Genomic DNA, 25,603 nt, shown 5'->3' with positions numbered 1-25,603 from the left:
GGCGGGGCATTCCCCGCCTCTTACACCACATCTCTGCGCGCTACCCTCGAGGGTGGATAATCTCCCATTTTCGACAGCTTTTCAGCCCAAAAACGGGAGATTATCCACCCTCAGTTTTCAAACGTCCAAAAATCCTCGCTCGCTAGCAGGGGATTAGGCATCGGCATCGTCATAGGTAATGGCACATCCGCAGGCTGGGCATTGTTGAGGATAGACCGGAAAACGCAGACCCGTTCGAGCACGCGGGTCGGCGGCGCGCTTGTCGCGGGCGTCGATGAAGTTGATGTCTAGGCATGGGAGGCCTGCACCGCAGCGAGGGCAGGGCAGACAGATTTGGCTGCAGTTAGCCTCGACGAGCGGAAATAAGCTCCGATCCATCAGAGTGCGCGGTAAGTTTCCGTATGCGCCGCGCGCGATATCGCTTCGCCACCCCATGGCCTCCCCTTTCCTGTTTTGCCTGCTGAGGAGAGGATGGCAGGATCGGACGGCTCTTGCTGTGGCGCGGCGCGATCCGGTCAATCGACATGATTGGGTTGCGACGGGCAACAGCCGACTAATACGGAGCAACGCCCTCCGCCCGACGCCGCGATTCCGAGAAATCGAACTCGGCGCGATGAGCCTCGAGGAATCGAGCGTTGGGACGCAAGCAATGTTCGTCCGGCTCGCGCAACACCGAGCCCGCAAACGTCGCATAATCCGTATGCCGCAGAAGGTACGATCCGCATAGTTGATAGTCGCCGCGCACCAACTCAAACGAAATCAGATGGGCGTCGAACAGCGAGTGCAGGTCGCGGCGCAGCAGAATGCCGTTGCTGACAACCTGCGACTTAGGACCCGAGTAGTTCTCAATATGCGCAGCTTCGAGCGCTTCGTTAACATTGCAACCCGAGACGGCGCATCGACCGGTATAGGCCTCAAAGAGCTGCGTGCGAAAGCGCTGCTGGCCGATTCGCTCGCGGCGCAGCGCATAGCGAGCCTTTTCATCGTCGCTCGCCGGAGCGCCGGAAAACTCCGCCGCAACCGGAGCATCCTTCATGTAGCTCATATCGGGGAAAAAGCGCGCGTCGGGTCCACCTTTATGGACAGGACCATGCAGTACAAACCAGCTGTTCTCAGGCTCGTAACGCTCGACGAACGCTAGGCCCAGCACCTTGTAGCCAGCGCTCGTTGCAAAGAACACGCCAACGGGAACGCCACACTCCATGCAGTTGATCATCTTTTGGTTGTAGTCCTGGTCGCGCCAGTTTTCGACCGAAGCACTTTGCGACGAGTACTTGAGCACCCACGTGCCGTCCTCAAGATAGAGCGGCGGAACATCGGGATAGGCACCGCGCTTGGAATTGTGCACCGAAAGGGCGAAGGTTTTCTCACGCGGATGTTTAACGCGCTCGCGACCAGGCCAGAAGATGCCCGAATCGCGCGACACCGGAAAGAGCTCGGAATCAATCGTCAGGCGAAAGGGATATTGAGGGCTATCGGCATTGGTGCGATGCGGGAGCTTGTCCCACAGGCCGCAACGCTGCTCCTCACGCAAGAACCACTCCCAGGCCTGGACATATTCGGACGGCACAAAGCTGCAAGCGTTGTCGAAACTCGGCCGAGCAATCAGCGGAATACTAGAAGCGATGCCGTCCATAAGGAACCTCCAGGAAGAACAGTTCCCCACATTATCGCCGATCTACGCGGGCTCATGAGCAACCGTTTTGCGCAAAGCCACCGCACAAGAAAGGGGCCGCTTCGGTTGAAGCGGCCCCTATCAGACAAATCTAGCTAATGGCTTAGCCCTACTTGGAATCAGGAACGATACCGACCAAGCTGACCGTTACGTCAAAGGTCGGAGCAGTGGTGTTCTTGCCCTGCTCGGACCAGTTTTGACAGTCGGAATCGGTGCCTTCCATCCAGATGACGATCTTCATATTCGTGCCGTTGTAGCCAACGTTCTTCGCGATGGCTCGCGGATTTGCTCCAGCAGGTTTGGAATAAGAGCCGCCCGATCCGGTAGCGGCCCAATCGCCGCCGCTCTGGTCAGTTAGGGTCGTGCCGGTAATATGCGCGTACGACGGCGCTTGGGTCGTCGTTCCTTCGGATGCGACGCAACTCCAACCAATCGTTGAGGAGGCATCGTTGCCATGCTCAGTAGTCGAAGGTTCAACGGGAGCATAAACGACCTTAAGCTCGTCGTTAATAACAATGCCAACGCGCAGGCTACCCTTGATTTTGTTAAACCATTCATTCGTTACGTTGCCGGAAGGCTTGACGGTGACGGGATTCGTGCCGTCGAGATAAACATCCGCGATGCCGGTATTCGTCACGGTGTAGAGGGTGTAGTCAGCGGCGACATAGGCGTAATAGGAATCGGTGCCGCTCGTCAGCGTGTACTTGCCTCCAACATCTGTGCTGGCCTTCTGGTAACCGGAGACATTAGTTCCCTGCCAGGACTTGGGAACGAACCAAGACTGAGCATCGTTGGTCGATGAAGGGCTGATTTCATGGCCAGCCGAGCTGGCAGTGGTCTGCTTATCCGAACCGTCATGGTTAATATTTTTGCCCTGAGCAATTTGCAGCACCATACCATTCGCTTGAGCGGAAATAGTGCTCGTAGTTGCATGGACTCTATTATTGGAGACAAACCATGCGTAGGTAGTTGCAGAAAGCGCCACCGCTGAGACGACGACGGTCAACGCCGCTCCAACAAGCTGAACCTTAAGTCTCTTTACTGAATCGCGCATACCCGTCGCCTCCCTTCGTTACGGAAAAGGGCAGGATCCCGGGCCGGGAACCTGCCCTTCGCAAGCCATAAATCGTAGCTGCGATTACTTATTGTCCGCAGTTGCGGTGAACGTAATGGTCACGGCGTTAGTAGCAGTAAGACTTTGGTTCTGCAGATTCTCGGTGGTTACGTTGGCATCCTTACCCTCGTAGTAGAGGTAAACCTTCAACGCCGTATCTTCATTGGCGGTAACGTTACCATAGGAATCAAAGTTATCGGAGGCGAGCTTCTTCTCAAATTTATCGCCCGCTGCGTTCAGACCGTACACCTCCCATTTGCTTCCATCGGCACTAGTAACAAGAACGCGCAGGGCCTTCTTCAGGCTCGGGTTTTGAGTAGTGTCGGTAATACCCTCGATCTTTTCGACAAGAATTTTAGAAAGGTTCTGGCCCTTTGAGCTGACGTTGTAAACCTGCTCGAGAGCATAGCCGCCCTTGATAGCGGCATCAGTTGAACCCTCGTCCGCATCTCCGCCCTTGCACTTGAACAAACCGTCCTTAAGGGCGCCATTATCGAGTTCCGTACCGTAACCGGACATCCAAACACCTTTTTCCGCCCCAGTTTCCTCGCCATAGGTCGCGGGGAAGAGTGACTTGGTGCCGACCCCAGTAGTGACCGATGTGGCATCGACGTCTTTTGCGCCCGTCGGGCCATTCGCAATGGTCATGAACGCCGCGTTCGACTGAGCGGAAATCGTGCTCGTGGTGGCGTCAACCTTGTTGTTCGTCACAAACCATGCGAACGTGGCAGAGCCCAGCGCTACGGCTGCTACCAGCACCATGGCGATGGCGGCGCCCATCTGCTTCTTTAATGCCTTGGTATCCATACGGACCCCTTTCTTTCCCCATTCGTCCCAGATGACCCCCGAGAAGCCCGGAAGGGGAGCCCGTGCTTTCGTGTTGGATGTTGCTTGCCCATCCTTAAAATTTGGAATTGAGGATACCATAATTCTTACGATTTCCTTATGAGTTTTCGAGGCCTTACATTCCGGCAGATTCATGGGCCTACCTTGGGCTAGGTATGGAACTGAGCAAACGCTGTTCACCTTATTTGGCCACGCGCTTCCGCAAAGCCATAAGCTTCTCTTAAGGTTTGCGGCCGCAGTGCCATGCCAGCACATACCTACACCCCCCACCGAGCTTCGCCCTTAGCCCTTCCCCACTCGCTATACTGGTGCAGAACGTGAAATTTTGCCTGCTTAGCGGGCTATTTGTTGGGAGGGCCCCATGGCCATGGCCAATCAACCCAAGGGAAGCGTTTCTGCCGGATCGATCAAGCCGGTGACGCGCAAAGCCGTTCGCTGCCAGCGCGAAGTCGCCTGGTTGGTCACGCAGGCGGCCGGCAAGCTCGTCGCCACCACCGACGACGTCAACGCGCCCACGCCCAGTTTTGTACTGGCGGCGGCGCTGTCGCACACCCGCGAGCAGGAGCAAGCCGCCCAGGACGGTGGACGTGCGATTGACTACGAGGCCGTCATGGGCCCCGACCTCGCGAGCTTTTGTGCGGCCGCGGGGCTGCCCGCAGCACCCAACGCGCTTTCGGACTCGGGCTACATGTTCACCCTCTCGGGCGCGGACCTCATTCGCGAGGTTTACGCCTACTGTAGCGATCTGGACGAACGCATGGGAGACGCGGCACAGGTCAAACCGGGCTACGCGATCAAGCTCGCGCTGCGACTGTTCCTGCTAGATGCCGCTGCGGGCAACGGCGCCGCCTCCAAAGACAACGCCTCGGCATAACAAAAGCGCCGGGCCGGGAAACAATCCCGGCCCGGCGCTTGTTCGTTCTACTTGTCCCCGTCCCCTGCGGGCGAGTTCTTTTGGTTGCGACGGTTGCTCCACGTCACGTTGTGCTCCTTGTAGTAATCGGGCGCCTCGTTGCCGCTCGCGCTAATGGGGTCGTTGCCGGTCAGGGTGTCGGCAATATCCTGCACGAACTTAATGAACAGGCTCGAGTCGTCGGTCTCGGACGAATCAAAATCAAAACCGAACTCCACCGCGCCGCCGATGATCTTGTCCACGCACTCCGGGTCGTCGCCGTCCAGCCAAATGACCACGGTGTACTTGTCCACATCGCCCACGCGGAAGTTCTTGTGGCTGATGGTCGTCACCACGTCTTTGGACGCAAACGGCTCGGTGTTGGGCTCGGGGCTGCCATCGGCCGCAGCCGCCGCATAGGTGGTGGGCTCGCCATTGCGATACACCCGCACGCGCGCGGCCTTATCCACGCCCTTGCTGGCGCTGACCACCTTGAGCTTGGCGCTGTAGCCCAGGTCGGTCTTGCCGGCGTTGCGGATATAGAAGGTGTACGCCACGTAGTTCTTGCCGTTGTGGCTACCGTCGATGTCGTCCAGGTTGTCGGGCAGATCCTCGGCAGCGATATTGGTGCCGTTATCCACGGCGTCAGCCGCCAAGCGTGCGGTGGCGTTGTTAAAGTCGCCGTTGTCGGCAATGGCCACGCCGCGGCGGAACAGCTCCAGGCGGTTGAGGTTGATGGTGAAGTTACCCATGTTTTCCTGCATAAACGACAGGGCGAACAACACGCCAAAGGCAAGCGCCAGCACCACGAGGGCCTTTTGCAGCTTGTCCATGCGCAGCAACGCCGTGCCGATGCGCTCCATGCGGCGCTTGGGCATGTACATGGACACGACCGCGTCGGGGTCGATGTCGTCGAGGCCCTGGTTGGCCAGCGCCTGCTCCAGCTCCTCGATGCGCACCACGCCGCGCAGGTCGCGCTTGGGCTTGCGTTTGGGCTTGCCGAAGCGCTTGCGCGGGTCGGGATCGGTGCTGGGGGTGTCCTCGGGCTGACCCTCGGCCTGACCTTCGGCCAAATCCTCAGCCATGCCCTCGACGTGATTCTCGGCCAAAACTTCGGCAGCTTGATCTTTGTTGTCGTTACGCTTGAACAGTGCCATGGCGATCAGATCTTATATTTGGTGCGAATGTAGCCGACGTATTCTTTGACGAGCTCGCGCTCCATGTCGTCGGCGTAGCGGAACTGCAGGCCGCAGACGTTGCGGTACAGGCTGCCCTTGGGCGCGCGGCGCACCCAGCACACGATGCCCAGCTGCTCGGGCAGCTCGTGGCGCTCGCCCTGCAGGCGAATCGTGGGCATTTGCACGGCCAGGGCCTCGCCCACGTCGGGGTAATCGTTGAGGTAGATGGCCAGGCCGCCGGCCGAGACGTCAATGGTCATGGCATCCTCCGGCTCGGGGGTCGGCGCGTTGTCGCGCTGGTAGGTCAGGCGCATGGCGACCTTAAAACGCTCGTCGCGGCGCTTGACAAAGCTGCGCTGCTCGGCGACTTTGCGCATTTTCCAGTAGGTGCGGATACCTTTTTTCTCGACCGACTCGGGGTAGCCGGCGAGCACGAACGTCTCCTCGCCCACTTTGTATTGCAGCAGCAGCTTTTGGTTTTCGTCCATGATGAGCGGCTTGCCGGCGAGCATGGGCGCGCTCATAAGAAAGTACGCGTCGTCCAGGTTCTCTTTGTACGTGGCGAGCATGTTGAAGTCGGTTTTTTGGCCCATGGGCACGTCGAATGCCACCTGAAGCTTAGTCCCCGGCGTTATCTGTTGCTCTGCCATGTATTCTCCCCCAGTCGCGGGCGCCGATATCATCGTCGTGCGCGATGCACATTGGGCTATTGTACCTGCTTTGCTGCAGGTTTCGATGTGCGGCACGTGAAATGGCGGGATGTGAGGCGCGGGTGAACGCGCAGCTGCTCCGCGCGCGGCATTAATCTGGCGGCGATGCATGTTCCCGACAGACCGTCTGTCTGTCTGTCTATCTCTCAGCTATCTCTCGTAATTATCTCTCGTCTCTCATTTATCTCTCAGCTTAGAGATGAGTGAGAGATGAGAGACAAAATTACCGTTATCGGTTCAATCAAATCACGTTCGTACAGGTAAACACATGTATACGGGAACTTTGCCTCGATCCCTCAGCCATCTTGCAGCATTGCTATCTCTCATATTTATCTCTCATCTTTCAGCTATCTCTCGTGTTAGTGACGAATGAGAGACGAGAGATGCGTGAGTGATGGACGAGTGTGATTTTTTGGACGGTCGGAAAATCCCTCAAATAAAAAACGGGGCCGGCCTTACGCCGAGCCCCGTTTTCAAACGGTCAGTTAGTTATCCAACGCGCGAGCATAGCAGTCAACATTACGCCGCCGCGAACACTCCCAAGCCCGTTCCGATGATGCAGATTGCGAAGATGCCCAAGATGATCCAAATGGTCTTGACGCCCTTTTTATAGAGGGCAACGCAAGCGAACGTTGCCAGCAAGGGCAGCAGACCGGGGAAGATCGAATCGAACAGATCCTGCAGGACAATCTCCGAACCACCCACGTCAAAGGTCAAAGCCGTGGACAGCGAGACCTGTGCCGCAATCATGGCGCCGATAACGGTCATTCCGAGAACACCGGCAGCATGCGTCATGCGAGACATAAGGTTGCTCTCTTCGGACTGCTGCAAAAACTTGGTTCCCAAGTCGTAACCCAGATGGGCGGCGACGATACGCGTTGCAAAGTTAATCACGGAGTAGATGAGCGCGTACACGATGGGGCCGAGCGGGTTGCCCGTCGAAGCGATGCCAATACCAATGCCGGCGGCAACCACGCGGAACGTACCCCAGTAGAACGAATCGCCGATGCCGGAAAGCGGTCCCATAAGGCCGACCTTCATGGCGTTAATCGAGGACGTGTCGAAGTTCTTATCGGCAGCCGCCTGCTCTTCCATCGAAACCGTTAGGCCGGCTACAAACGGAAGCACATGAGGCGTGATGTTAAAGAACTCGGCATGGCGATCGAGCGCCGCATAGTAATCGTCGTCGTTGGGATAGATCTTTCGCAGGGGCTTCTGAATGGTGTACATGAAGCCCATTGCCATCATCTTGTCGTACGACTGCGAGCACTGGCTCGTAAACTGGCGAAGGAACATGCTCCGATACATATCGGGAGTCATAATCGCGTCCTTCTTGGCCTCTTTGAGGTCGGTGTTCTGGATAGCCATTAGAAGTCCTCCTCTTCATCTGCAGCAACCGTCTGCGGACCGGACGAGCCCTCGCGGAAGGCCAGGAGCAGCGCGACGCAAATGGCAGCTGCGGCGACGCCGACCACGTCCATCTTGAGGTAGATGACCATAATGAAGCCCAGGAACAGCCAGGGAAGGAGCTTGTTATCGCCCATGGTCCTGATAAGAAGAGCGAAGCCGATGCAGACCATGACGCCGGACGCAACGTTGAGGCCGTCCATCACAAACTGCGGAATCGCGTTGAGCGCATTGTTGATAAGGTCGGCACCAAAGAACAGCGAGCCAAACACCAGCAGTGCAGACGGAATGCCAATCGACAGCGGCACGATGGTCAGATGGTACAGATTCGCCTTGGCAAGATCGCGATTTGCCAGAGCGGTCTCAATCTTCTTGCAGGCAAAGGCACCCGGAACGGCGTAGCAGAAGTTGCGCCACACCTGAAGGAAGACGGAGACGGGAAGGGCGAGCGCGACGGCAGTTGCCGTGCCCGTACCCGTAATGACGGCAAACGCGCAGCCAAGCACGCCGGAGGCATAGACCTCGGGAGGAACCGCCGCGCCGACCATGATGGCGCCCATGAACATGGACTCCAAAGCAGCGCCGACGATAACGCCCTGCTGGACATCGCCAAGGATCAAGCCGACAAACAGGCTCGTAAACAGCGGACGACCAAGCATCGTAATGCCAAATAATTGCTCGTCCATGGACGCAATAAATGCGACCAGTGCAACTAGAAGATACTGGACAACCATTTCGATCAACCCCAGAAACAGGTCTGCAGGCGAGGCATTCTGCGCAGCTCGCCTGCAGACAACCGCAGCAATTTGAGAGGATTAGTAGTTCATCTGGTGATAGTAACGACGCGTGGTGAGCGGGTGGTTACGGACGTGCTCGAGATGGCAGCTCAGACGCTCGGTGATGGTGTAGGTGACCATCGGGGAGACGATCTTGCGGAACTCGGGGTCGCTGAACGGCAGCTCGACCTCGGCGGTGTCAAACTTGTTCACGCGGACGTTGACGCCCTTCTCGTCGGCGAGCATGTGAGTGAAGTTGTCCACGCGGTCCATGAGCTTACGGGTGTCGTCCTCGCCGTAGAGCATGATGAGGCTCGTGCCTTCCTCGCACAGCTCGATGGTGCCGTGGAAGAACTCGGCGGCGTGGATGGACTTGGTCTTGATCCACTGCATCTCCTCGAGGATGCACATGGCGTAGTCGTAGGCCTCACCCCAGAGCATGCCGGAGCCAATCACCATGTGGTAATCGGTGTCCTTGAAGTCCTCGGCCATGGCGGCGCAGCGCTCGTCCTGAGCGTCCTTGGCCTTGATGAGGTACGGAGCGATGTTGCCGAACTCTTCCATGAAGGTGTCGTACTTGGGGAAGGCGCCGGCGTTCTTGAGGAAGCGGGCGACCAGCGTGATCTGGTAGGTGTAGATGGCCTCGCACAGAACGTCGTCCTCGGCGAAGCTGAAGAACTTGTAATCGGCGTACTCGGTGGCCGGGGTGTTGTCGTTGGAGACATACATCAGCGTGCGGGCGCCCTGCTCCTGGCAGAACTTGGCAGCCTCAATGATCTCGGGGGTGGTGCCGGTACGGGTGGAGAAGACGCAGACAGAATCCTTGTTGAAGGTCTTGGGCGGGCAGGCGAGGAACTCTGCGGCGATCTCGCAGTGGACATCGACGTCGGCCGTGGTGGTCTCGACCCAATACTTCATCGGGAGCGTGTGGGCCCAGGTGCCGCCGCAGCCGATGAAGAAGATGTTGGAATAACCCTGCTCGCAGACCTCGTCCACGGCAGCCTCAATCTGAGGACGGAGAGCGAGGGCATCGCTCACAACCTTCTCGTAACGAGGCTCATCGAAATTGAACATCCCTTACTCCTAACTCACTTGGATGAACCCTTCATTCATCCCATGACGTTATAATACTTTATATAACTAACTATGCAAGAACTATTTCAGATTTTTTTGATTTTTCTTTAATAAAAAGCCCGCCGATCAAATGATCGACGGGCATAGGCATAGAGCATTGGTTCAATAAATGCCGAGCATCAACGTGTTTCCGGCTAGAAAACGTCCTTGGCAAACACCTTAGCGTCATTGGGAACCTGACGGATTTCGATGGCCACGCCATCGCCCAGGAGCTCTTGGATATGCTCGGCATCTTTCTCGGTCGCAAAGATCGCAGGGGTCGGATGAAGCGTGGTCTCAGGGGTCTTTCGGGTTCCGCCCAGATTGATCTCTTTGATGTCTTTGCAACCCTTAGCGAGACGATAGACATCTTCAATCGTCTCAGTGATGATAAACAGCGAATACTTGTCGGTAACGCCGCTGTTGAGCGCCTCGATAGCAGCGTCAACATCCTTGATGACGAGTTTAACGCCGTTGGGGCGGGCGAGCCTCAAGGCCGCCTTCCTCATGTCGTCTTTTGCCACAGCATCGCTGGCAAGCAAGATGCAATCTACATCCAAAGCGTGAGTCCAGGACATGGCAACTTGGCCGTGAATCAGTCGGTAATCAACTCTCGTAAGCTTAATCATCGTTATCATCTCCGCACGTGATAAAGGGAATGACAGGTGTGGCCCCTAGCTAGGGCTCGAACCAGAACTAACTAGAACTCTTCTTCCTCGGCGCCGGCAAGCATGTCCGCCGCCTCGCAAAGCTGAATAAACGAACGCGATCCCTCGACCGCGGCTTTGGCCTTGTCCGCATCCAGGGAGTCCAGCTGTGTAACCATTTCCACCAGCAGCGGCAAGTTCATTCCAGCGATTAACGTAAACGATCCGTCGGTCTGCCTCTGAATGAATTCGTTGTTTACAGAGCCGCCAAAGATGTCAGTCACGACAAACCAAGAGTCGGCAGGGTCCCTCGTCTCCATCCATGCATCAATCAACGCCGCGACGTCCCTTGAATCGTCATCGACATAGGCGCACAGGCACTCGATTCGGTCGTTGGTGCCCATCAGAATCTCCAGAGAGCTTTTCATGCCTTGGGCGAGATAACCATGACTCGCTAGCAATATCTTATTCATAGTTCTCCAATACCAATAGGACGTACTATATTGTCATAACAAAGTATATTAGCAATCTACCCTACGTGGTGTGTCTATTTTCCAAATCCGCGAACGGTAACAATTGGTCGGTAAATCGACCAATCTATCGCTAATTTACAAATAGAACTTCAGTCGCTCGGTGCAGTACACCTGACGGGAGATGAAAAGCGGCTCGCCACTTGGGGTATAACGTCTATCGACAAACAGAAGCAGCGAAGAGTCCAGCTCCACGTTAAGGTATGCCGCCTCGAGCTCGCTCGCATAGCAGACCTCGAGCGTACGCGTGTTGGGACCCATCTTGATCCCCTGGCGATCGAGTACCGCCATCAGCGAATCATCGAGGGACTCATGCTCCAAAAAAGAAAGCGCAGCGGAATAGCTATTGGTTTCCAGCATCGTGGGCTTGCCATCCACAAGGCGCAGACGACGGCTACGCAATACCTTTTGGGTATCGTCTACGCCCAGGAACTTCGCGTCTCGCAGACTTGGGAAGTCCCAGCCCATTTCGAGAACCCTGGTAGACGCCTGTTTGCCCGCAAGCTGGCACGAATGGGTAAAGCTCTCACGGTCGTCCGCGGCATACATCTGCGTGTCCGACGAAACGAACGTGCCCTTGCCGCGGGCCCTCTCAACAAGCCCAGCATCTTCCATTTCTTTAATTGCGGAGCGAACCGTTATTCGGCTCACGCCAAATTGCTCGATAAGCTCCGCCTCGGTCGGAAGCTTATCTCCCGGGCGGTACGTGCCGTTGGCGATTGAATCAGAAAGCGCACGAACAATCTGTTTGTACAGGGGGATAACGCTATTTGCCTCAACCATATCAACCATACCTTTACAAGGAATCAGCAGCCTATAGATAAATGACTTATATTGTATTAGAACTTTTTAGCATTCCACGCCATTTCCTATAATGTTTTAGCAAACGAGGGGTTATTTTGCGTAAGCGGTGTAGAGTCCATCCATTTCCGCATACAGCTTCAATCTGATGGCGGTATATGCATCCGATAAGCCGATTGATTTTTATCTTCTACCTGTCTCACATTCATCCCTCATCGTAGAGATGAATGTGAGGTGAGAGATACGTACTTGACGCGCGAGCGTGGATATTTGGACGGTTTTTGGGCTTTTGGCGGCCGATTTCGTCCGAAAATCCACGCTCATGCGGCAGACGTCCGAATTTCCACGCTCGTGTGCCAGATAATCCACGCTCATCCGGCAGATTGGTCGAAGGCCCCATATGGGTATACTCTCGGGGATTCGACTCGATTCGCCCCCGTTGGGGCGCCAAAGGAGACTGCATATGCCCACTACCTCAACCGACCCGCGCGCCGCTGCCGCCGCGCTGCTGGTGCCCGGTACCACCTGCCATGGTTTTGCCGTCGAGCGCTGTGAGACCGTGCCCGAGCTCGACTCGGACGCTTACGTGCTGCGCCATACCACCTCGGGCGCTCGCCTGCTGCACCTGGCGTGCAACGACGAAAACAAGGCCTTTGCCATTGGCTTTAAGACGCCGCCGGCCGATTCCACTGGCGTGTTCCATATTCTTGAGCACTCGGTGCTGTGCGGATCGGCCAAGTTCCCCGTCAAGGAGCCGTTCGTGGACCTGATCAAGAGCTCCATGCAGACGTTCCTCAACGCCATGACCTACCCCGACAAGACTATCTACCCCGTTGCCACCACCAACGAGCAGGACCTGTACAACCTGATGGACGTGTACCTGGACGCGGTGTTCAACCCGGCCATCTATACCAAGCCCACCATTTTTGAGCAGGAGGGCTGGCACTACGAGCTGGACCTGCCGGAGGGCGCTGGCGGCGACGGCAGCGCCGCCAGCCTGCGCGAGGGCACGCTGCGCTATAACGGTGTAGTGTTCAACGAGATGAAGGGCGCGCTGTCCGACCCCATGAGCGTGCTGGACGACGCCGTCAACGCCGCGCTCTACCCCGACACGGCCTATGCGCACGAGAGCGGCGGCGATCCGCGCGCGATTCCCGCGCTCACCTACGAGCAGTTCCTGGACACGCACGCGCGCCATTACAACCCCTCCAACTCCTACATCACGCTCTACGGCGACCTGGACGTGGACCGCGCGCTGGCCTTTTTGGACGAGCGCTATCTGTCGCAGTCGAGCGCCGCGAGCCGCCGCATGGACGCAGCCGTCGCCGCCGGCGAGGACCCGTCTGCGCTGGCGCCCAATCCGCTGGTCGTGCAGACACCCGTGACCTGCGAGTATAAGCGCGTCGAGATGGCCACCACGCCCGAAAACGCCCTGGTGGGCCTGGGCCTTGTGCTGGGCAGCGCACTCGACCGCAAGCGCACGATCGCCGCGGACATCCTGTTCGAGGCGCTGCTGGGCTCCAACGAAGCGCCGGTTAAGAAGGCCATTCTGGCCGCCGGCCTGGGCGGCAACGTGGTGAGCTACACCGCGGCCGAAAGCCTGCAGCCCTACGAGCTCATCATGCTGCAAAACGCGCAGCCCGGCGTGGCGCGCGAGCTGCGCCGCGTGTTCCAGGACGCCTGCCGCGACCTGTGCGAGCACGGCGTTCCGCGCGAGCGCCTGGAGGCCATCATCAGCAGCAACGAATACGACCTGCGCCAGCGCGACTACGGTATCGCCGACGGCGTGGCCATTGCGTGCGACGCGCTGAGCACCTGGCTCTACGATGACGACGCCGCGACGCTGGCGCTCAAGTATGGCCCGGTGTACGAGGAGCTGCGCGGCGAGCTGGAAGGCAGCTACTTTGAGGACCTTCTGCGCGAGCTCGTGCTGGAGAACGACCACATGGCGCTGGTCGAGCTGGTTCCGGTGGACGCCGCTGAGGGTTCGGAGGGCGCCGAAGCTGCCGAGCTGGCAGCCAAGCGCGGCGCCATGACCGATGCCGAGCTGGCCGACGTGGTCGAGCGCACGGCTGCGCTGCGTGCCGCGCAGGAGGCCGAGGACACGCCCGAGGACAAGGCCACGCTGCCGCGCCTGCGCGTGTCCGACATTGGCGAGGCGCGCCCCGAGCCGCCGCTGGTCGTAGACACGACCGCGCCCATCCCCTGCCTGCGCCACGGCATCCCCACCAACCGCCTGGCCTACGCCATGCAGTATTTCGACCTGAGCTGCGTCGCATTTGAGGACCTGCCCTATGTGACGCTACTCTGCCGCCTGCTCAAACAGCTGCCCACGAGCGAGCACTCGGCCGAGGAACTCGACAATCTGCTCGCCGGCAAGCTGGGCTTTTTGAGCTTTACGACCGAGGTCATGACGCAGCCCGACGTGGACGGCGTGCGCCCCTACCTGCTGGTGAGCGCCGGCGCCCTGTCCGAAAAGATCGACGCGCTGGCGAGCCTGCCGCGCGAGGTGTGGTCGAGCACGCTGTTGCTCGATGCTGACGCCGACCGCGTGCGCGACGTGCTCACGCAGATTCGCATTGGGCTTGAGCAGGGCTTTATCAACAACGGACACTCGGCGGCACTCGGCCGCGCGATGAGCTACACCTCGCCTTCGGCCGTGGTGCGCGAGCAGCTTTCGGGCGTGGACTTCTACCTGTTCCTGCGCGATTTGCTCGAGCACTTTGACGAGCGCCTGGACGGCCTGCGTGCCAAGCTTGCCGAGCTGGCAGACCGCATCTTTGTGGCCGACGGCTGCATGGCGAGCTTTACCGGCAGCGATGAGGACTTTGACGCGTACTGGGATGCCGCGGGCGACCTGGGGCTTGGCGCAGGCGACGGCGCCGATGCCGGCCGCAACGCGCTCGTGGTGCCGACGCCGCGCGACCGTCACGAGGCTTTCGTCATCCCCAGCGACATTTGCTTTGCGGCAAGCGCGTGCGACCCGCGTCGCTTGGGACTCGACGTGACGGGCGCCTGGGCGGTTGCCGCCAACGCGCTCTCCTACGACTACCTGTGGAACGAGATCCGTGTGAAGGGCGGCGCATACGGTTGCGGATTCCGCGCGGCTGGCGAGCGTCAAACGGCGTTCTACACCTACCGCGACCCGGCAATCGACCCCTCGATTGAGCGCGTGGAGCGCGCGGGTGCATGGCTTGGCAGCTTTGAGCCCGACGAGGCCGCCTTTGAGGGATTTATCGTGAGCTGCGTGAGCGGCATGGACGCGCCGGTGAAGCCCTACGCGCTCACCAAGCGCCGCAACACGACCTACCTGGCCGGACTCGATCCCAACGCGCGCGAAAAGCGCCGCGCCCAGATGCTCGCCGCCACGCCCGGTGAGCTGCGCTCGCTCGGCGCCGACGTGACGCGTATCGCAGCCGAGTCGCCGACCTGCGTCTTTGGCGGCCGTGACGTCATCGCCAAGAGCAACGCCAACTTCAACATAGTCGACCTGTTCGCTTAACGCACAAAGGTAGATTTTTAGGACATGCCTAAAAATCTACCTTTTTTCTGCGGCTTGGACGGGGCGGCGCAGCCCACCGCGGCGGTTTGTCTCAATCTGTAACATCTAGGTCCAATTTTGCCGAGTTACTGTTACAGATTGAGACAAACCGCTGCAGACGCCCACTCCACAGCACAGACCACCACAAAGGTGCCTGTCTCCTTCCTCAGTTGTGATTTGAACACTTGTTCTATACGAACACATGTTCTATAGTAGAGGTGCTTGCATCAAACTGAAATTGCAACTAGAATATAGTTGCAGAATGTGAGGCGGGATGACTCGATCCGATAAACTCATCGCCCAGCTGCTTAGCTGTCCTTCAACGTATAGATTCGCTGACTTTCTTAAAGTTATGGCTTCATATGGCTTTGAAATGGACAGCAAAGGCAAGACATCCGGATCGCGCGTTCGCTTCTACAGGCCATCAGATGGCAGGATGTTCGTAATGCACGCGCCTCATCCATCTGACGAATTGACAGCGGGGACCATTCGAAACATCGTTCGCTTTCTGCAAGATGTCGGAGGTAGTCATGAGTAACGTTTTAGCATACAAGGGTTATTTCGCCCCGGTCGAGTTCGATGCCGAACAGCATGTGCTAACAGGTATGGTCGCCGGCATTAGGGACGCAATCGTATTTGAAGGCTCCACGGCTGAAGAAGTGGAGCAATGCTTCCACGACGCCGTCGACGATTACCTTGAGTTTTGCGCCGAGAAGGGCAAGGAACCCGAGCGGGCTTTTAAGGGCTCGTTCAACGTAAGAACGGGCTCTGAGCTCCACAAGCAAGCAGCGTTGGCGGCGGCAAAGAAGGGTGAGTCACTCAATAAGTTTGTGACTGAAGCGATCGCTGCGGCGCTGTGAAGCCAACGTCGAGTCGAAGCCGCCACAAAGGGCGCCTTTGCGGCGGCTTCGACGTTTGCCCAGATAAAACCTGCCAAAATAAACCTGTCCCTTTTTGGTAGGTTTGGGAGAGGGAGCTGGGATGGATAAGGCTGAGTTGCGACGGGCGGTGATTGCTCGGCGCGATGCTCTTGATTTGGACTTGCGCGCGGCGAAGTCTGCCGCTATCTGTGCGCGGCTGATTGAGCTGCTGGGCCGCCTGGATGCCGCGGCGCCGCACACCGTTGCCATCTATGCCGCGATGGGTTCCGAGGTCGACCCAGCCGCGTTTGCCGCTGCGGCCGTCAAACGCGGCTGGCGCGTGGCCTATCCGTGCATGCTCTCGGCAATTGATGCCGCAGCTTGTGGCCAGCGCATGTGCATGCGGGCAGTTGCTGTCGACGATGCGTCCTCGGCTCCGTTTATCGCCCACCCCACGCGGGCCTTCGCGGCCATGGACATCGACAGCGACCACTTCCCTATCGTGTCTGCAGAGGCCCTCGACATGGCCATCGTGCCACTCGTAGCCTTCGACCGCGCCGGCGCGCGCCTGGGCTACGGCGGCGGCTGCTACGACCGCTACCTGCCCATGCTCTCGCCCGCATGTCAAATCATCGGCATCGCCTTTGACGAACAGCGTGTCGACCACGTTCCCACCGATACCCACGACCAGCCGCTACCCCACATCATCAGCGCCTAACGGCTGGCACACCTCCCGACGGCCTAGTGCTCTTCGCCGGCGCGGGCCAGGTCGTAGGGCGTGGTCTGGTAGACGTAGTAGTTGAGCCAGTTGGTGTAGAGCAGCTGAGCCTGGCTGCGCCAGACGTTGCGCGGCTCGGCGGTGGGGTCGTCGCCCGGGAAGTAATGCACCGGCACCCGAGGGTTGAGTCCGCGCTTCACGTCGCGCTCGTACTCCAGGCGCAGCGTGTCGGTATCGTACTCGGGGTGGCCAAATACAAAGAAGCGGCGGCTGTCGGTCGACTTGACAATGTACAGGCCCACCTCGTCGGACACGGCCACGACCTCAAGCTGCGGCTCGGCCTCCACGTCCTCGCGGCGCACATCGGTGTTGCGCGAATGCACGGCATAGAAACGGTCGTCAAAGCCGCGGACCAGCGGGCTTTGCGGCTTCACCAGATAATGCTCGAATACGCCGCTCGCCTTTGCCGGCAGGTCATGCTTCCGGATGCCGTAATGATGGTACAGACCGGCCTGCGCGCCCCAACAAATATGCAGCGTAGAGTGCACGTGCGTGGTGGACCAATCCATGATCTGGCAGAGCTCGGGCCAGTAGTCGACCTCCTCGAACGGCATCTGCTCCACCGGCGCGCCCGTGATGATCAGGCCGTCGTAGTGGATATCGCGGATGTCGTCGAACGTGCGGTAGAACGTCTCCAGGTGGCCGGCGCTCACGTGCGTGGCCTCGTGCGTCTTGGTGCGCAGCAGGTCCACCTCCACCTGCAGCGGCGTGTTGGAGAGCTTGCGCATGATCTGCGTCTCGGTGGCAATCTTGGTGGGCATGAGGTTGAGGATGAGCACGCGCAGCGGACGGATGTCCTGGTGCAGCGCGCGGTACTCGGTCATGACAAAGATGTTCTCGCTCTCGAGCTGCGCGGCGGCAGGGAGGGCGTCGGGGATGCGAATGGGCATGGATGCTCCTTACGAGTCAGTTGCAGCTATGGTACAACGAGCGGCCCCATCCGCGCGAGCACATCGCTCAGCGATGCCGTCAGCGGCCCGAATCACTCCAAAAATAGAGATTAAGGTATGTCCCAAAAAATCTACGGCGCTTTAGTCTAGCAAAGTGGTAGCAGGACGCTACAATGGTTCGACGCGAAAAACTCGGCCGAAAGGATACATATAATGTACCAGACGCGTAAGATCGGTGTGGTCGGCCAGGGCCACGTAGGAGCACATGTTGCCAACAGTCTGCTCATGCAGGGCATTGCCGATGAGCTGTACCTGTGCGATATCAACGAGGCCAAGGTGACGTCCGAGGTCCAGGACCTGCGCGACTCCCTTTCGTTTGTCCCGTACAACACCAAGATCGTCAACTGCTACGACCACTACGAGGAGCTAGCCTGCTGCGACGTCATCGTCAACGCCGCCGGCAAGGTCGCGCTGGCCGCTGGCAACCGCGACGGCGAGCTGTTCTTTACCACCGACGCCGCCCGCACCTTTGCCAAGCGCATCGTCGACGCCGGCTTTAACGGCATCTTCGTGAGCATCTCCAACCCCTGCGACGTCGTGTGCACCGAGCTGTGGCACCTGACCGGCTACGATCCCAAGAAGATCATCGGCTCGGGCTGCGGCCTGGACTCCGCCCGCCTGCGCACCGAGATCTCCAAGAAGGTCGGCGTGAGCCCCAAGTCCATCGACGCCTACATGATCGGCGAGCACGGCTTTAGCCAGCTGGCCGCCTTTAAGTCCGCGACCATCGCCGGCAAGAGCCTTAACGAGCTTCAGGCCGAAAACCCCGACAGGTACGCCTTCGACCACATGGAGATCGAGGAGCTCGCGCGCAAGGGCGGCTATGTGACCTACCAGGGCAAGCAGTGCACCGAGTACGCCGTCGCCAACTCCGCCGCGCGCGTCTGCGCCGCCGTGCTGCACAACGAGCACGCCGTGCTTTCCGCCTCCACGCTCATGACCGGCCAGTATGGCGAGGAGGGCATCTTCACCTCCCTGCCGTGCGTGATCGGTGCCGAGGGCGTCGAGGAGGTCTACACGCTGGACCTGTCCGAGTACGAGCTCGAGGGCTTCCACAAGAGCTGCCAGCACATTCGCGACAACATCGCCCAGCTCGACTGGTGGGACGCCGAGGCCTACGACGCAAAGTAGGCCGCTGGCTGCCGCAACCTTGCGAATCTAAGCGCGATACTAAGCGGGCCGCGCCGGAAATCCCCGGCGCGGCCCGCTTTTTTGACTCACGCAGTGCCCTTGCGAATCGAAGTTGAATACTTTTCCCGGTACCTAGTACTGCTCGATGCCCATGTAGCGACGAACCTCGGGGCTGTGGTCAAACACCTTGCCGCGGGCGGCGCGCAGCTCGCAGCTCATGTTGTAGAAGAAGATCGGCTCCAGGAACGAACGCACGCTGGCGGGTACCTCGCCCACGCCGTACTCGAGCGCATCGAGCACCATAATCGTGTCGGTGTGCGTGTTGAGGAACGCAAGGGCGCGCTCCTCCATGGGGCGGCACTCGCCCGATCCGAGCTGCACAAAGTAGAACACGCCGGGCTCGGTGGCCTCGAACGGGCCGTGGAAGTACTCGCCGGAGTGGATGTAGCAGCAGTGCTGCCATTGCATCTCCATGAGCGAGCAGATGGCCATGGCGTAGGTCTGGCTAAAGTTGGGGCCGGACCCCAGGATATAGAAGAACTTGTGCTGCTGGCAGAGCTCGGCAAAGCGGTCGCCCAGCTCGGCGTTGACCTTCTCGCGGGCGGCGGGCAGCAGCGCGTCCATCCGCTTGAGGCCAGCGTACATGTCGGCGAGCGCCTCGTAGCCCTCCTGCTGGTCGAGCAGCTCGGCAGCCATCAGAACACCGATGCCCTGCGGGACCTCGGCCTGCGACTCGCCCTTGCCCCACGGATAGACCCAGGTTGTCCACTTGCCGTTGTCAATCTTGGAACCCGCATAGTCGGTCATAGTCACGACCTCGGCACCGGCAGCCAGCGCCATCTCGCAACCGTCGACGACCTCCTGCGTGTTACCGCTGTGGCTGCAGGCGACGACGAGCGACTTCGGCCCCAGGCTCTTGGGGGCCATCAGGCAAAACTCGCGCGCGGTGTAGACCGTCGAGGCAAACGTAGTGGCCTCGCGCTTGAGCAGCTCGTTAGCCGGCATCAGGTCGATCATCGAACCGCCGCAGGCGATCCAAAAGACGTTCTCGATCTTACCCTTGCGCTCGATAATTTCCTGAATCAGATCGTGTGCGTTCACGGTAACGCTCCTCCTTGTGTGGCGACTTTGGACGACGGCAGCTCGTGCCTGCAGTCGTTCTATGTTGTTCTATTTATAGCATGCAAGCAGGTGCCCGTGAAGTCATTTCAGCAAATTTGTTCTATGTTGTTCTATCTATGGACGTTAGATGTCGAACACGTAGCGCGAGCCCACGATCTTTTGGCGCCCGAGCAGCAGGGGCCGCTCGTCCTCATCGGTAAAGTACGCCTCCATATAGAAGAGTGGCTCGCCGGCCGGCACCTCCAACAGCGGGGCCGCCTGAGCATCGGCAAGCGCAATCTCCACGGTACAGGGGTCGGACTTGAGCGGCGCGCGGCCCGAATGCTCGGCAACGAGCGCAAAGATCGAGTTATCGGCGAGGTCGCTATCCCCCAGCGTCTGCAGATAGGGATGGTCGGCGAGCACAAAGGCGTTGTTCTCGAGCATGACGGGGATGCCGTCGGCCGTGCGCACGCGCTCGACCACGATGAGCTCGCAGCCGGGCTCCACGCCAAAGAACGCCGCATCCTCGCGCGTCGCCGCGACCACCGTACGCGACACCAGACGCGCTCCGGCCACCATGTCGTTGGCGGCACAACCCTCAGTAAAGCTCTGGACGTCGCCTTTCTGGACAATCTTGCGCTTGAGCTTGGGAGCGCACACAAAGGTGCCCCTCCCCTGCTGTCGGTTGAGATATCCCGCGCGCGACAGCTCCTCGATGGCGCGGCGCACGGTGATGCGTCCCACGCCGTAAGACTTCGCGAGCTCCATCTCGGAAGGAATGCGCGAGCTGGCCGCATACACGCCGCGCGCGATCTCGCCCTTCAGGTCGTCCATGACCTGCTGGTACAGCGGTACGGCGGATACGCCAGCGCGGTCGGTTTTATCGTCGGTTGCCATCGTTACGCTCCATCCCGCGCATGCTCGGATTCAAACTCTTCAATCGCCGCCATAAACTGCTCGCCAAAGGCGTCGGCCTTTTTCTCGCCAATGCCGTTGACCTGGATAAGCTCGTCGCGCGTCTGCGGGCGCAGGCGGCACAGGCCGCGCAGGGCCTTGTCGGAAAAGACCATGTACGGCGCCATCTCGAGCTCGGCCGCGATCTCCTTGCGCAGGGCGCGCAGGCGCTCGAACAGCTCGGCATCGTCGCCCACGCGCGGACGCTGATCCAGCTCGGCCTCCTCGCGCAGCAGGTCCACTGCGCGGCGGGCGCGGGCCGAGGCCTTGCGCTTGGACGCGCGGCGCTTAACAGTAAAGGCAAACGCCTCGTCCTCGACCTCGCCGGCACGCGGACCCAGGCCCACGACCGGATACTGCCCCTGTGAGGTGGCCAAATAACCGCGGCCGCACAGCTGGCCGATGATGTCCTTGATGCGGCCGACCGATTCGCTCGACAGCTCACCGTAGCCGCGGTCCTCGTCCAGATGCATCTGGCGAATGCGCTCGGTGTTGCCGCCGTGAAGCACATCGGCGATGAGCGACTTGCCAAAGCGCATGGGGCGCGTGGCCACATAGCGCACGGCGGCGCGAGCCATACCGGTGACGTCCTCGACCTCGAACTGCGCGAGGCAGTTGCTGCAGTTGCCACAGCCCTCGGCGTCGTCTGTGGCGGTGGCGCCCGCACCAGCCGCAGCAGCATGCTCGGCCGCGGCCTCGTCGCCAAAGTAGCGCAGCATATATTCGCGCAGGCAGCCGGTAGTATTGCAGTAGCCCTCCATCTGGCTGAGCAGACGATATCGATTCTGGAGCGCCCACGCGCGTTGCTCGTCATCGAGCGCCTCGTCGGCAGCGTCGCCGCGGTCGATCAAAAAACGACGCATGCGAAAATCGTTGCCGTTCCACAGCAAATGGCAGCTGGCCGGGTCGCCGTCGCGGCCGGCGCGACCCGCCTCCTGGTAGTAGGCCTCGATGCTCTCGGGCACGTTGTTATGGATGACGTAACGCACGTTGGGCTTGTCGATACCCATGCCAAAGGCGTTGGTGGCGACCATCACCTGAATATCGTCGTCGATAAAGGCGCGCTGGCTTTGGCGGCGGGCGTCATTACCCATGCCGGCATGGTAGCGGCCAACGCGAATGCCGCTGGGGCCCAGAGCCTCGGTAAGCTCTCCTGCCAGCGCATCGACGGTCTTGCGGGTCGAGCAATACACGATGCCGCTCTCGCCCGAATGCGCGATCACGTAGTCGCGCACCCAGGCGGTCTTGGCCTTGTCGCCCATCTCCTCGCAACCAAAGTAGAGGTTCTTGCGATCAAAGCCCGTCACCACGGTCGCTGGGTTTTGCAGGCCGAGCATCTGCTGGATATCGGCGCGCACGCGCTCGGTCGCCGTAGCGGTAAAGGCCGCCACGATGGGGCGCTGCGGCAGGGAATCGATGAACTCGCGAATCTGCAGGTAGGCGGGGCGGAAATCCTGACCCCATTGGCTCACGCAGTGGGCCTCGTCAATGGCCACAAGCGGAACGCCAATGCCGCCTTCGGCCGCAGCTTCCTGCGCAAAGGCCAGAAAGCGCGGCTCGAGCAGGCGCTCGGGCGCCACATACATAAGTTGGTAGCGGCCTTCGCGCGCCCGCTTGAGCACGGTATTTTGCTGAGCCGGCGTAAGGCTGGAGTTGAGATAACTGGGTCGCGCACCCGCCGCGAGCAGTGCGCGGGTCTGATCCTCCATAAGCGACAGCAGCGGACTCACCACAAAGGTGATGCCGGGCAGCATGAGCGCAGGCACCTGGTAGCAAATGGACTTGCCGGCACCTGTGGGCATAACGCCGAGTGCATCGCGGCCGGCAAGGATCGCATCGACCATGCGGTCCTGCCCCGGGCGAAACGAGGTGTAGCCAAAATAGGCGCTGAGCGTGTCGAGCGCCATCTGCTGCATACTATCGGTCATGGTTTCCTAACGTCCAAGTCATCTGCCGCCGATTATACGCCGCCACGCGGACCGGTGCCCCACGGTTGCCGGCCACGGGCGATGCAATCCGAAGGGAACGAGCGTGGATTTTCGGACACTTTCCGGATGAGCGTGGAAACGTCGCTGGTTGCGCATAAGTCAGCGAAAGCGCCCCTAAGCGAGCAAGGTGACGTGAAAGAGGAGGGAAGCGTACTTTGGTACGCGACCGACGATTGAACGTCAGATTGCCGCTTAGGGGCGCTTGTAGCGTCGACCGTTCCGTCGTTCGTTAGAACGGCGGAACCAAAGGTGCAGCGTCGAGCCGTTGCGCGGTTTGGAAAACCGCGCAACTAGAGCTACATCACCATAACGTAGCGCGATCCCACGTAGTACTGCTTACCCATCAGGACCGGCTCGCCATTGGGACCGATAAAGCCGGCGCGCAGGTTGAGCAGCGGATCGTGCGGAGCGATGCCCAGCTCGGCCGCCTGCTCAGCGCTGGCGCGAACGGCCTCGACCGTACGGTAGCCAGCCGAGACAATCGGGGTTCCGCCAACACGCCCGACCTCGGCAAAAATCGACTTGTCCTCAAGGTCGGCTGTCAACAGTTCACGGTAGGCGTCAAACGGCACAAAGACGTTCTCCTCAAAGATGGGCTCGCCGTCGGCCGTGCGCACGCGCTTGATATGCAGCAGCAGCGCGCCCTTCTGCAGGCCAAAGAACTCCATCTCGTTTTGGCGCGCCGGAACAATCTGGCGATCGACCACATGTGCACCGGCCTTCATGCCATTGTCGGCACACAGCGCGGTAAACGTCTGCAGCGTCGAGGCGTGGAACTGGCGGTTGATGTGCGGCGTGGAAACAAAGGTGCCACGGCCCTGCTGCTTAACCAGGTAGCCATCGGAGCACAGCTCCTCGACGGCGCGGCGCACCGTAATGCGGCTCACCTCGTACTGCTCGGCTAGCTCGAGCTCGGACGGAATACGCTCCTTGGGTGCATAAACACCTTTCTCGATCGCATCCTTGATTTCGTCGTAAATCTGCTGGTAAAGCGGTGCATTTTTGGTCGCGGGCATATCTGATCACTCCTATCAAAATATCGAAATTACTAATACGTATATAACGTCTAGCTCTATGTTACATCATAACGATAAAACGATACACCCTGCCTACCAAAAAGCGACAGGTCTATTTTGGTAGGTTTTATCTGGTCAAACGAGAGCCCCTCGAAAGCAACGGGGCTTTCGGGGGGCTCATTCGGATGGGCTGCGCTTGACCGGCAAAAAGCCAAAACCCTACTTGCCGTCGTCCTGCTGCAAGATGTCCTGCTCGCTGAGGCGCGCCTGCCTGCTGGCCATGCGCGCGGGCTTGTCGGGATCGGGTACGGCCGTGGGCATGGGCTCGTCGACATGACCGCCCCACCAGCCGCCCACGAAGTTGAGCGTGTGGAACACATTGATCACGGCGCCGGGATCAATATCGCACACCAGCTTGATAATGTCCTGGCTCTCGTAGGTCGAGACAACGGCGTGCAGCAGATACATCTTTTCGCGGCTGTATCCGCCAATGATCTCGGCGCAGCTAATGCCATGCTGAAAATGGTCAACATAGGCTGTCATGACCTCATCTGCCTTGCGTGTCGTGATCTGCAGCGTCACACGGTCGTAGCGTCGGTAGAAACTGTCGATGGTCTTGGTCGAAATAAACTGGAACACGATGGAATACGCCGCATTGTCCCAGCCAAACATAAAGCCAAAGATCGCCAGGATAGCGCAGTTAAAGCCAAAGATGACGCCCCAGATGGTCTTGCCTGTATGGTTGGAAACCCACAGCGCGATAAAGTCGGTGCCGCCGGTGGATGCGCCGGACTTAAGCGCGATGGCGGCGCCCAGGCCCGAGACCACGCCGCCAAAGATGATGAGCATGATCTTGTCGCCCAAAAACGGGGCGAAGTGAAAGATGTTGAGGAACAGCGACGAGAGCATGACCTGCATCATCGAGAAGATGACGAAGCGCTTGCTGATGCCGCTCCAGCAAAGGAGCGCCACGGGGATGTTGAGCGCGAGCATGCCGAGCGAGATGTCGATATGAACGCCGCCGAGCGAGGTGACGCGATCGAGCAGGACCGCGACGCCGGTGAGGCCGCTCGGAAGCAGGTCGGCGGGGCGAATGAACGCCTGAATCAGAAATGTCTGGAGAACGGCGGAGATGGTGACCGCCACGGCAGTAATGGCGCGGCGGACGATGGTGAGACGGCCGAGCACGAGCACGCGGTCCGTGAGCTGATCGATGGCGTTCGCCACGTAGGCTCCTTTCGAAGGCAGATGTAATTGTGGGGCATGCCGGCGATTGTAGCATGGAGCGCGAGAGGGCGCTTCAATTCACCCTCTCTCGACAACCAAAACGAGCCAGCAGCCCCCCAACCAAAGAGCCAAATTCTAAGTGAGTAGGCTTTTCGCGACCTGCCGAGCACACCCAAAGCTGCCACTTCCGTGACCTGCGGTTTTACTAAGGCAGATACGCTTTGTGCTCGGCCTGCGCCAAAAAGTCTACTCACTTAGCCTGAGTCGAAGCCAAACGGATCAAATCGAAGCCAAAATGAGCCAATCCACCGCAAGAGACGGTAGCGCGCAGAGATGTGGTGTAAGAGGCGGGGAATGCCCCGCCT

At 59.4% G+C, this 25,603-nt stretch carries 24 protein-coding genes; 6 read left to right on the top strand and 18 right to left on the bottom strand.

Going from position 1 to position 25,603, the window contains the following annotated elements; genetic code table 11:
• Positions 1-153: 153 nt before the first annotated feature.
• From DWW12_RS08610 to DWW12_RS08595, 4 genes are all read right to left on the bottom strand, one after another.
• The gene (locus DWW12_RS08610; protein WP_147345487.1) at positions 154-378 is read right to left on the bottom strand and encodes a hypothetical protein; all 225 of its coding nucleotides are present in this window, start codon (positions 376-378) and stop codon (positions 154-156) included.
• Positions 379-553: 175 nt separating this feature from the next.
• Positions 554-1,636: an HNH endonuclease gene (locus tag DWW12_RS08605; protein ID WP_117855742.1), complete on the bottom strand. Its 1,083-nt coding sequence runs from the start codon at positions 1,634-1,636 to the stop codon at positions 554-556.
• 148 nt (positions 1,637-1,784) lie between these two features.
• Entirely contained in the window at positions 1,785-2,729 is a 945-nt protein-coding gene (locus DWW12_RS08600) for a hypothetical protein (protein WP_147325190.1), read from the bottom strand.
• Between the two features lie 84 nt (positions 2,730-2,813).
• Positions 2,814-3,596, bottom strand: coding sequence for a hypothetical protein (locus DWW12_RS08595; RefSeq protein ID WP_117640667.1), 783 nt, complete (start codon positions 3,594-3,596; stop codon positions 2,814-2,816).
• Positions 3,597-4,002: 406 nt separating this feature from the next.
• Between DWW12_RS08595 and DWW12_RS08590 the strand changes: the two genes are divergently transcribed.
• On the top strand, positions 4,003-4,509 hold the full coding sequence (locus DWW12_RS08590; protein ID WP_199570772.1) for a hypothetical protein: 507 nt from the start codon (positions 4,003-4,005) through the stop codon (positions 4,507-4,509).
• Positions 4,510-4,556: 47 nt separating this feature from the next.
• On the opposite strand, the gene DWW12_RS08585 is transcribed toward DWW12_RS08590, so the two are convergent.
• From DWW12_RS08585 to DWW12_RS08550, 8 genes are all read right to left on the bottom strand, one after another.
• The gene (locus tag DWW12_RS08585; RefSeq protein ID WP_117640665.1) at positions 4,557-5,684 is read right to left on the bottom strand and encodes a hypothetical protein; all 1,128 of its coding nucleotides are present in this window, start codon (positions 5,682-5,684) and stop codon (positions 4,557-4,559) included.
• 5 nt (positions 5,685-5,689) lie between these two features.
• Positions 5,690-6,355 (bottom strand): PilZ domain-containing protein, encoded by a 666-nt coding sequence (locus DWW12_RS08580; protein ID WP_158549369.1) that lies wholly within the window; start codon positions 6,353-6,355, stop codon positions 5,690-5,692.
• 579 nt (positions 6,356-6,934) lie between these two features.
• Complete coding sequence (locus DWW12_RS08575; protein WP_199411563.1) at positions 6,935-7,783, bottom strand: PTS system mannose/fructose/sorbose family transporter subunit IID; 849 nt, start codon at positions 7,781-7,783, stop codon at positions 6,935-6,937.
• A complete protein-coding gene (locus DWW12_RS08570; protein WP_117563725.1) occupies positions 7,783-8,556 on the bottom strand; it encodes a PTS sugar transporter subunit IIC in 774 nt (257 codons plus the stop codon). Before DWW12_RS08570 ends, DWW12_RS08575 begins: the two co-directional genes overlap by 1 nt.
• Positions 8,557-8,637: 81 nt before the next feature.
• On the bottom strand, positions 8,638-9,672 hold the full coding sequence (locus DWW12_RS08565) for an SIS domain-containing protein (protein ID WP_117640663.1): 1,035 nt from the start codon (positions 9,670-9,672) through the stop codon (positions 8,638-8,640).
• A 194-nt stretch (positions 9,673-9,866) separates the two neighbouring features.
• Positions 9,867-10,340, bottom strand: coding sequence for a PTS sugar transporter subunit IIB (locus DWW12_RS08560; RefSeq protein ID WP_117634363.1), 474 nt, complete (start codon positions 10,338-10,340; stop codon positions 9,867-9,869).
• A 71-nt stretch (positions 10,341-10,411) separates the two neighbouring features.
• Positions 10,412-10,831 (bottom strand): PTS sugar transporter subunit IIA, encoded by a 420-nt coding sequence (locus DWW12_RS08555; protein WP_117629024.1) that lies wholly within the window; start codon positions 10,829-10,831, stop codon positions 10,412-10,414.
• Between the two features lie 135 nt (positions 10,832-10,966).
• The gene (locus tag DWW12_RS08550; protein ID WP_233544281.1) at positions 10,967-11,680 is read right to left on the bottom strand and encodes a GntR family transcriptional regulator; all 714 of its coding nucleotides are present in this window, start codon (positions 11,678-11,680) and stop codon (positions 10,967-10,969) included.
• Between the two features lie 472 nt (positions 11,681-12,152).
• Between DWW12_RS08550 and DWW12_RS08545 the strand changes: the two genes are divergently transcribed.
• The 4 genes from DWW12_RS08545 (at position 12,153) to DWW12_RS08530 (ending at position 16,808) form a co-directional block, all read left to right on the top strand.
• On the top strand, positions 12,153-15,191 hold the full coding sequence (locus tag DWW12_RS08545; RefSeq protein WP_117640662.1) for an insulinase family protein: 3,039 nt from the start codon (positions 12,153-12,155) through the stop codon (positions 15,189-15,191).
• A gap of 313 nt (positions 15,192-15,504) precedes the next feature.
• Entirely contained in the window at positions 15,505-15,768 is a 264-nt protein-coding gene (locus DWW12_RS10130; RefSeq protein ID WP_084591735.1) for a type II toxin-antitoxin system HicA family toxin, read from the top strand.
• Positions 15,761-16,090, top strand: a complete 330-nt coding sequence (locus tag DWW12_RS08535; protein WP_022094981.1) for a type II toxin-antitoxin system HicB family antitoxin — start codon at positions 15,761-15,763, stop codon at positions 16,088-16,090. The genes DWW12_RS10130 and DWW12_RS08535 overlap by 8 nt, the downstream gene beginning before the upstream one ends.
• 121 nt (positions 16,091-16,211) lie before the next feature.
• The gene (locus tag DWW12_RS08530) at positions 16,212-16,808 is read left to right on the top strand and encodes a 5-formyltetrahydrofolate cyclo-ligase (RefSeq protein WP_117640661.1); all 597 of its coding nucleotides are present in this window, start codon (positions 16,212-16,214) and stop codon (positions 16,806-16,808) included.
• 23 nt (positions 16,809-16,831) lie between these two features.
• Here DWW12_RS08530 and metA read toward each other — a convergent pair whose 3' ends face one another.
• Positions 16,832-17,758 carry a homoserine O-succinyltransferase gene (metA, locus tag DWW12_RS08525; RefSeq protein WP_117855740.1) on the bottom strand — a complete coding sequence of 309 codons (927 nt, stop codon included), beginning with the start codon at positions 17,756-17,758 and terminating at the stop codon, positions 16,832-16,834.
• Between the two features lie 213 nt (positions 17,759-17,971).
• Between metA and DWW12_RS08520 the strand changes: the two genes are divergently transcribed.
• Complete coding sequence (locus tag DWW12_RS08520) at positions 17,972-18,949, top strand: L-lactate dehydrogenase (RefSeq protein WP_117855739.1); 978 nt, start codon at positions 17,972-17,974, stop codon at positions 18,947-18,949.
• A 132-nt stretch (positions 18,950-19,081) separates the two neighbouring features.
• On the opposite strand, the gene DWW12_RS08515 is transcribed toward DWW12_RS08520, so the two are convergent.
• The 5 genes from DWW12_RS08515 to DWW12_RS08495 form a co-directional block, all read right to left on the bottom strand.
• The gene (locus tag DWW12_RS08515; protein ID WP_117855738.1) at positions 19,082-20,050 is read right to left on the bottom strand and encodes an SIS domain-containing protein; all 969 of its coding nucleotides are present in this window, start codon (positions 20,048-20,050) and stop codon (positions 19,082-19,084) included.
• Positions 20,051-20,194: 144 nt separating this feature from the next.
• A complete protein-coding gene (locus DWW12_RS08510) occupies positions 20,195-20,950 on the bottom strand; it encodes a GntR family transcriptional regulator (protein WP_117855737.1) in 756 nt (251 codons plus the stop codon).
• 2 nt (positions 20,951-20,952) lie between these two features.
• Positions 20,953-22,935 (bottom strand): ATP-dependent DNA helicase RecQ, encoded by a 1,983-nt coding sequence (locus DWW12_RS08505; protein ID WP_117855736.1) that lies wholly within the window; start codon positions 22,933-22,935, stop codon positions 20,953-20,955.
• A 356-nt stretch (positions 22,936-23,291) separates the two neighbouring features.
• Positions 23,292-24,011 carry a GntR family transcriptional regulator gene (locus DWW12_RS08500; protein WP_117855735.1) on the bottom strand — a complete coding sequence of 240 codons (720 nt, stop codon included), beginning with the start codon at positions 24,009-24,011 and terminating at the stop codon, positions 23,292-23,294.
• Between the two features lie 219 nt (positions 24,012-24,230).
• Entirely contained in the window at positions 24,231-25,238 is a 1,008-nt protein-coding gene (locus DWW12_RS08495; RefSeq protein WP_117855734.1) for a YitT family protein, read from the bottom strand.
• Positions 25,239-25,603 lie beyond the last annotated feature (365 nt).

The organism is Collinsella sp. AF14-35 (assembly GCF_003464565.1).
Classification (GTDB): domain Bacteria; phylum Actinomycetota; class Coriobacteriia; order Coriobacteriales; family Coriobacteriaceae; genus Collinsella.
The sequence above is the reverse complement of the archived record's forward strand: the minus strand, read 5'-3'. Positions and strand labels throughout refer to the sequence as shown.

Coding starts and splice junctions, on each gene's coding strand:
- DWW12_RS08560 (WP_117634363.1), bottom strand. CDS start 10,340: ATGATTAAGCTTACGAGAGTTGATTACCGACTGATTCACGGCCAAGTT.
- DWW12_RS08575 (WP_199411563.1), bottom strand. CDS start 7,783: ATGGCTATCCAGAACACCGACCTCAAAGAGGCCAAGAAGGACGCGATT.
- DWW12_RS08510 (WP_117855737.1), bottom strand. CDS start 20,950: ATGGCAACCGACGATAAAACCGACCGCGCTGGCGTATCCGCCGTACCG.
- DWW12_RS08580 (WP_158549369.1), bottom strand. CDS start 6,355: ATGGCAGAGCAACAGATAACGCCGGGGACTAAGCTTCAGGTGGCATTC.
- DWW12_RS08565 (WP_117640663.1), bottom strand. CDS start 9,672: ATGTTCAATTTCGATGAGCCTCGTTACGAGAAGGTTGTGAGCGATGCC.
- DWW12_RS08600 (WP_147325190.1), bottom strand. CDS start 2,729: ATGCGCGATTCAGTAAAGAGACTTAAGGTTCAGCTTGTTGGAGCGGCG.
- DWW12_RS08585 (WP_117640665.1), bottom strand. CDS start 5,684: ATGGCACTGTTCAAGCGTAACGACAACAAAGATCAAGCTGCCGAAGTT.
- DWW12_RS08520 (WP_117855739.1), top strand. CDS start 17,972: ATGTACCAGACGCGTAAGATCGGTGTGGTCGGCCAGGGCCACGTAGGA.
- DWW12_RS08535 (WP_022094981.1), top strand. CDS start 15,761: ATGAGTAACGTTTTAGCATACAAGGGTTATTTCGCCCCGGTCGAGTTC.
- DWW12_RS08595 (WP_117640667.1), bottom strand. CDS start 3,596: ATGGATACCAAGGCATTAAAGAAGCAGATGGGCGCCGCCATCGCCATG.
- metA (WP_117855740.1), bottom strand. CDS start 17,758: ATGCCCATTCGCATCCCCGACGCCCTCCCTGCCGCCGCGCAGCTCGAG.
- DWW12_RS08550 (WP_233544281.1), bottom strand. CDS start 11,680: ATGGTTGATATGGTTGAGGCAAATAGCGTTATCCCCCTGTACAAACAG.
- DWW12_RS08555 (WP_117629024.1), bottom strand. CDS start 10,831: ATGAATAAGATATTGCTAGCGAGTCATGGTTATCTCGCCCAAGGCATG.
- DWW12_RS08530 (WP_117640661.1), top strand. CDS start 16,212: ATGGATAAGGCTGAGTTGCGACGGGCGGTGATTGCTCGGCGCGATGCT.
- DWW12_RS10130 (WP_084591735.1), top strand. CDS start 15,505: ATGACTCGATCCGATAAACTCATCGCCCAGCTGCTTAGCTGTCCTTCA.
- DWW12_RS08610 (WP_147345487.1), bottom strand. CDS start 378: ATGGATCGGAGCTTATTTCCGCTCGTCGAGGCTAACTGCAGCCAAATC.
- DWW12_RS08590 (WP_199570772.1), top strand. CDS start 4,003: ATGGCCAATCAACCCAAGGGAAGCGTTTCTGCCGGATCGATCAAGCCG.
- DWW12_RS08570 (WP_117563725.1), bottom strand. CDS start 8,556: ATGGTTGTCCAGTATCTTCTAGTTGCACTGGTCGCATTTATTGCGTCC.
- DWW12_RS08605 (WP_117855742.1), bottom strand. CDS start 1,636: ATGGACGGCATCGCTTCTAGTATTCCGCTGATTGCTCGGCCGAGTTTC.
- DWW12_RS08505 (WP_117855736.1), bottom strand. CDS start 22,935: ATGACCGATAGTATGCAGCAGATGGCGCTCGACACGCTCAGCGCCTAT.
- DWW12_RS08500 (WP_117855735.1), bottom strand. CDS start 24,011: ATGCCCGCGACCAAAAATGCACCGCTTTACCAGCAGATTTACGACGAA.
- DWW12_RS08545 (WP_117640662.1), top strand. CDS start 12,153: ATGCCCACTACCTCAACCGACCCGCGCGCCGCTGCCGCCGCGCTGCTG.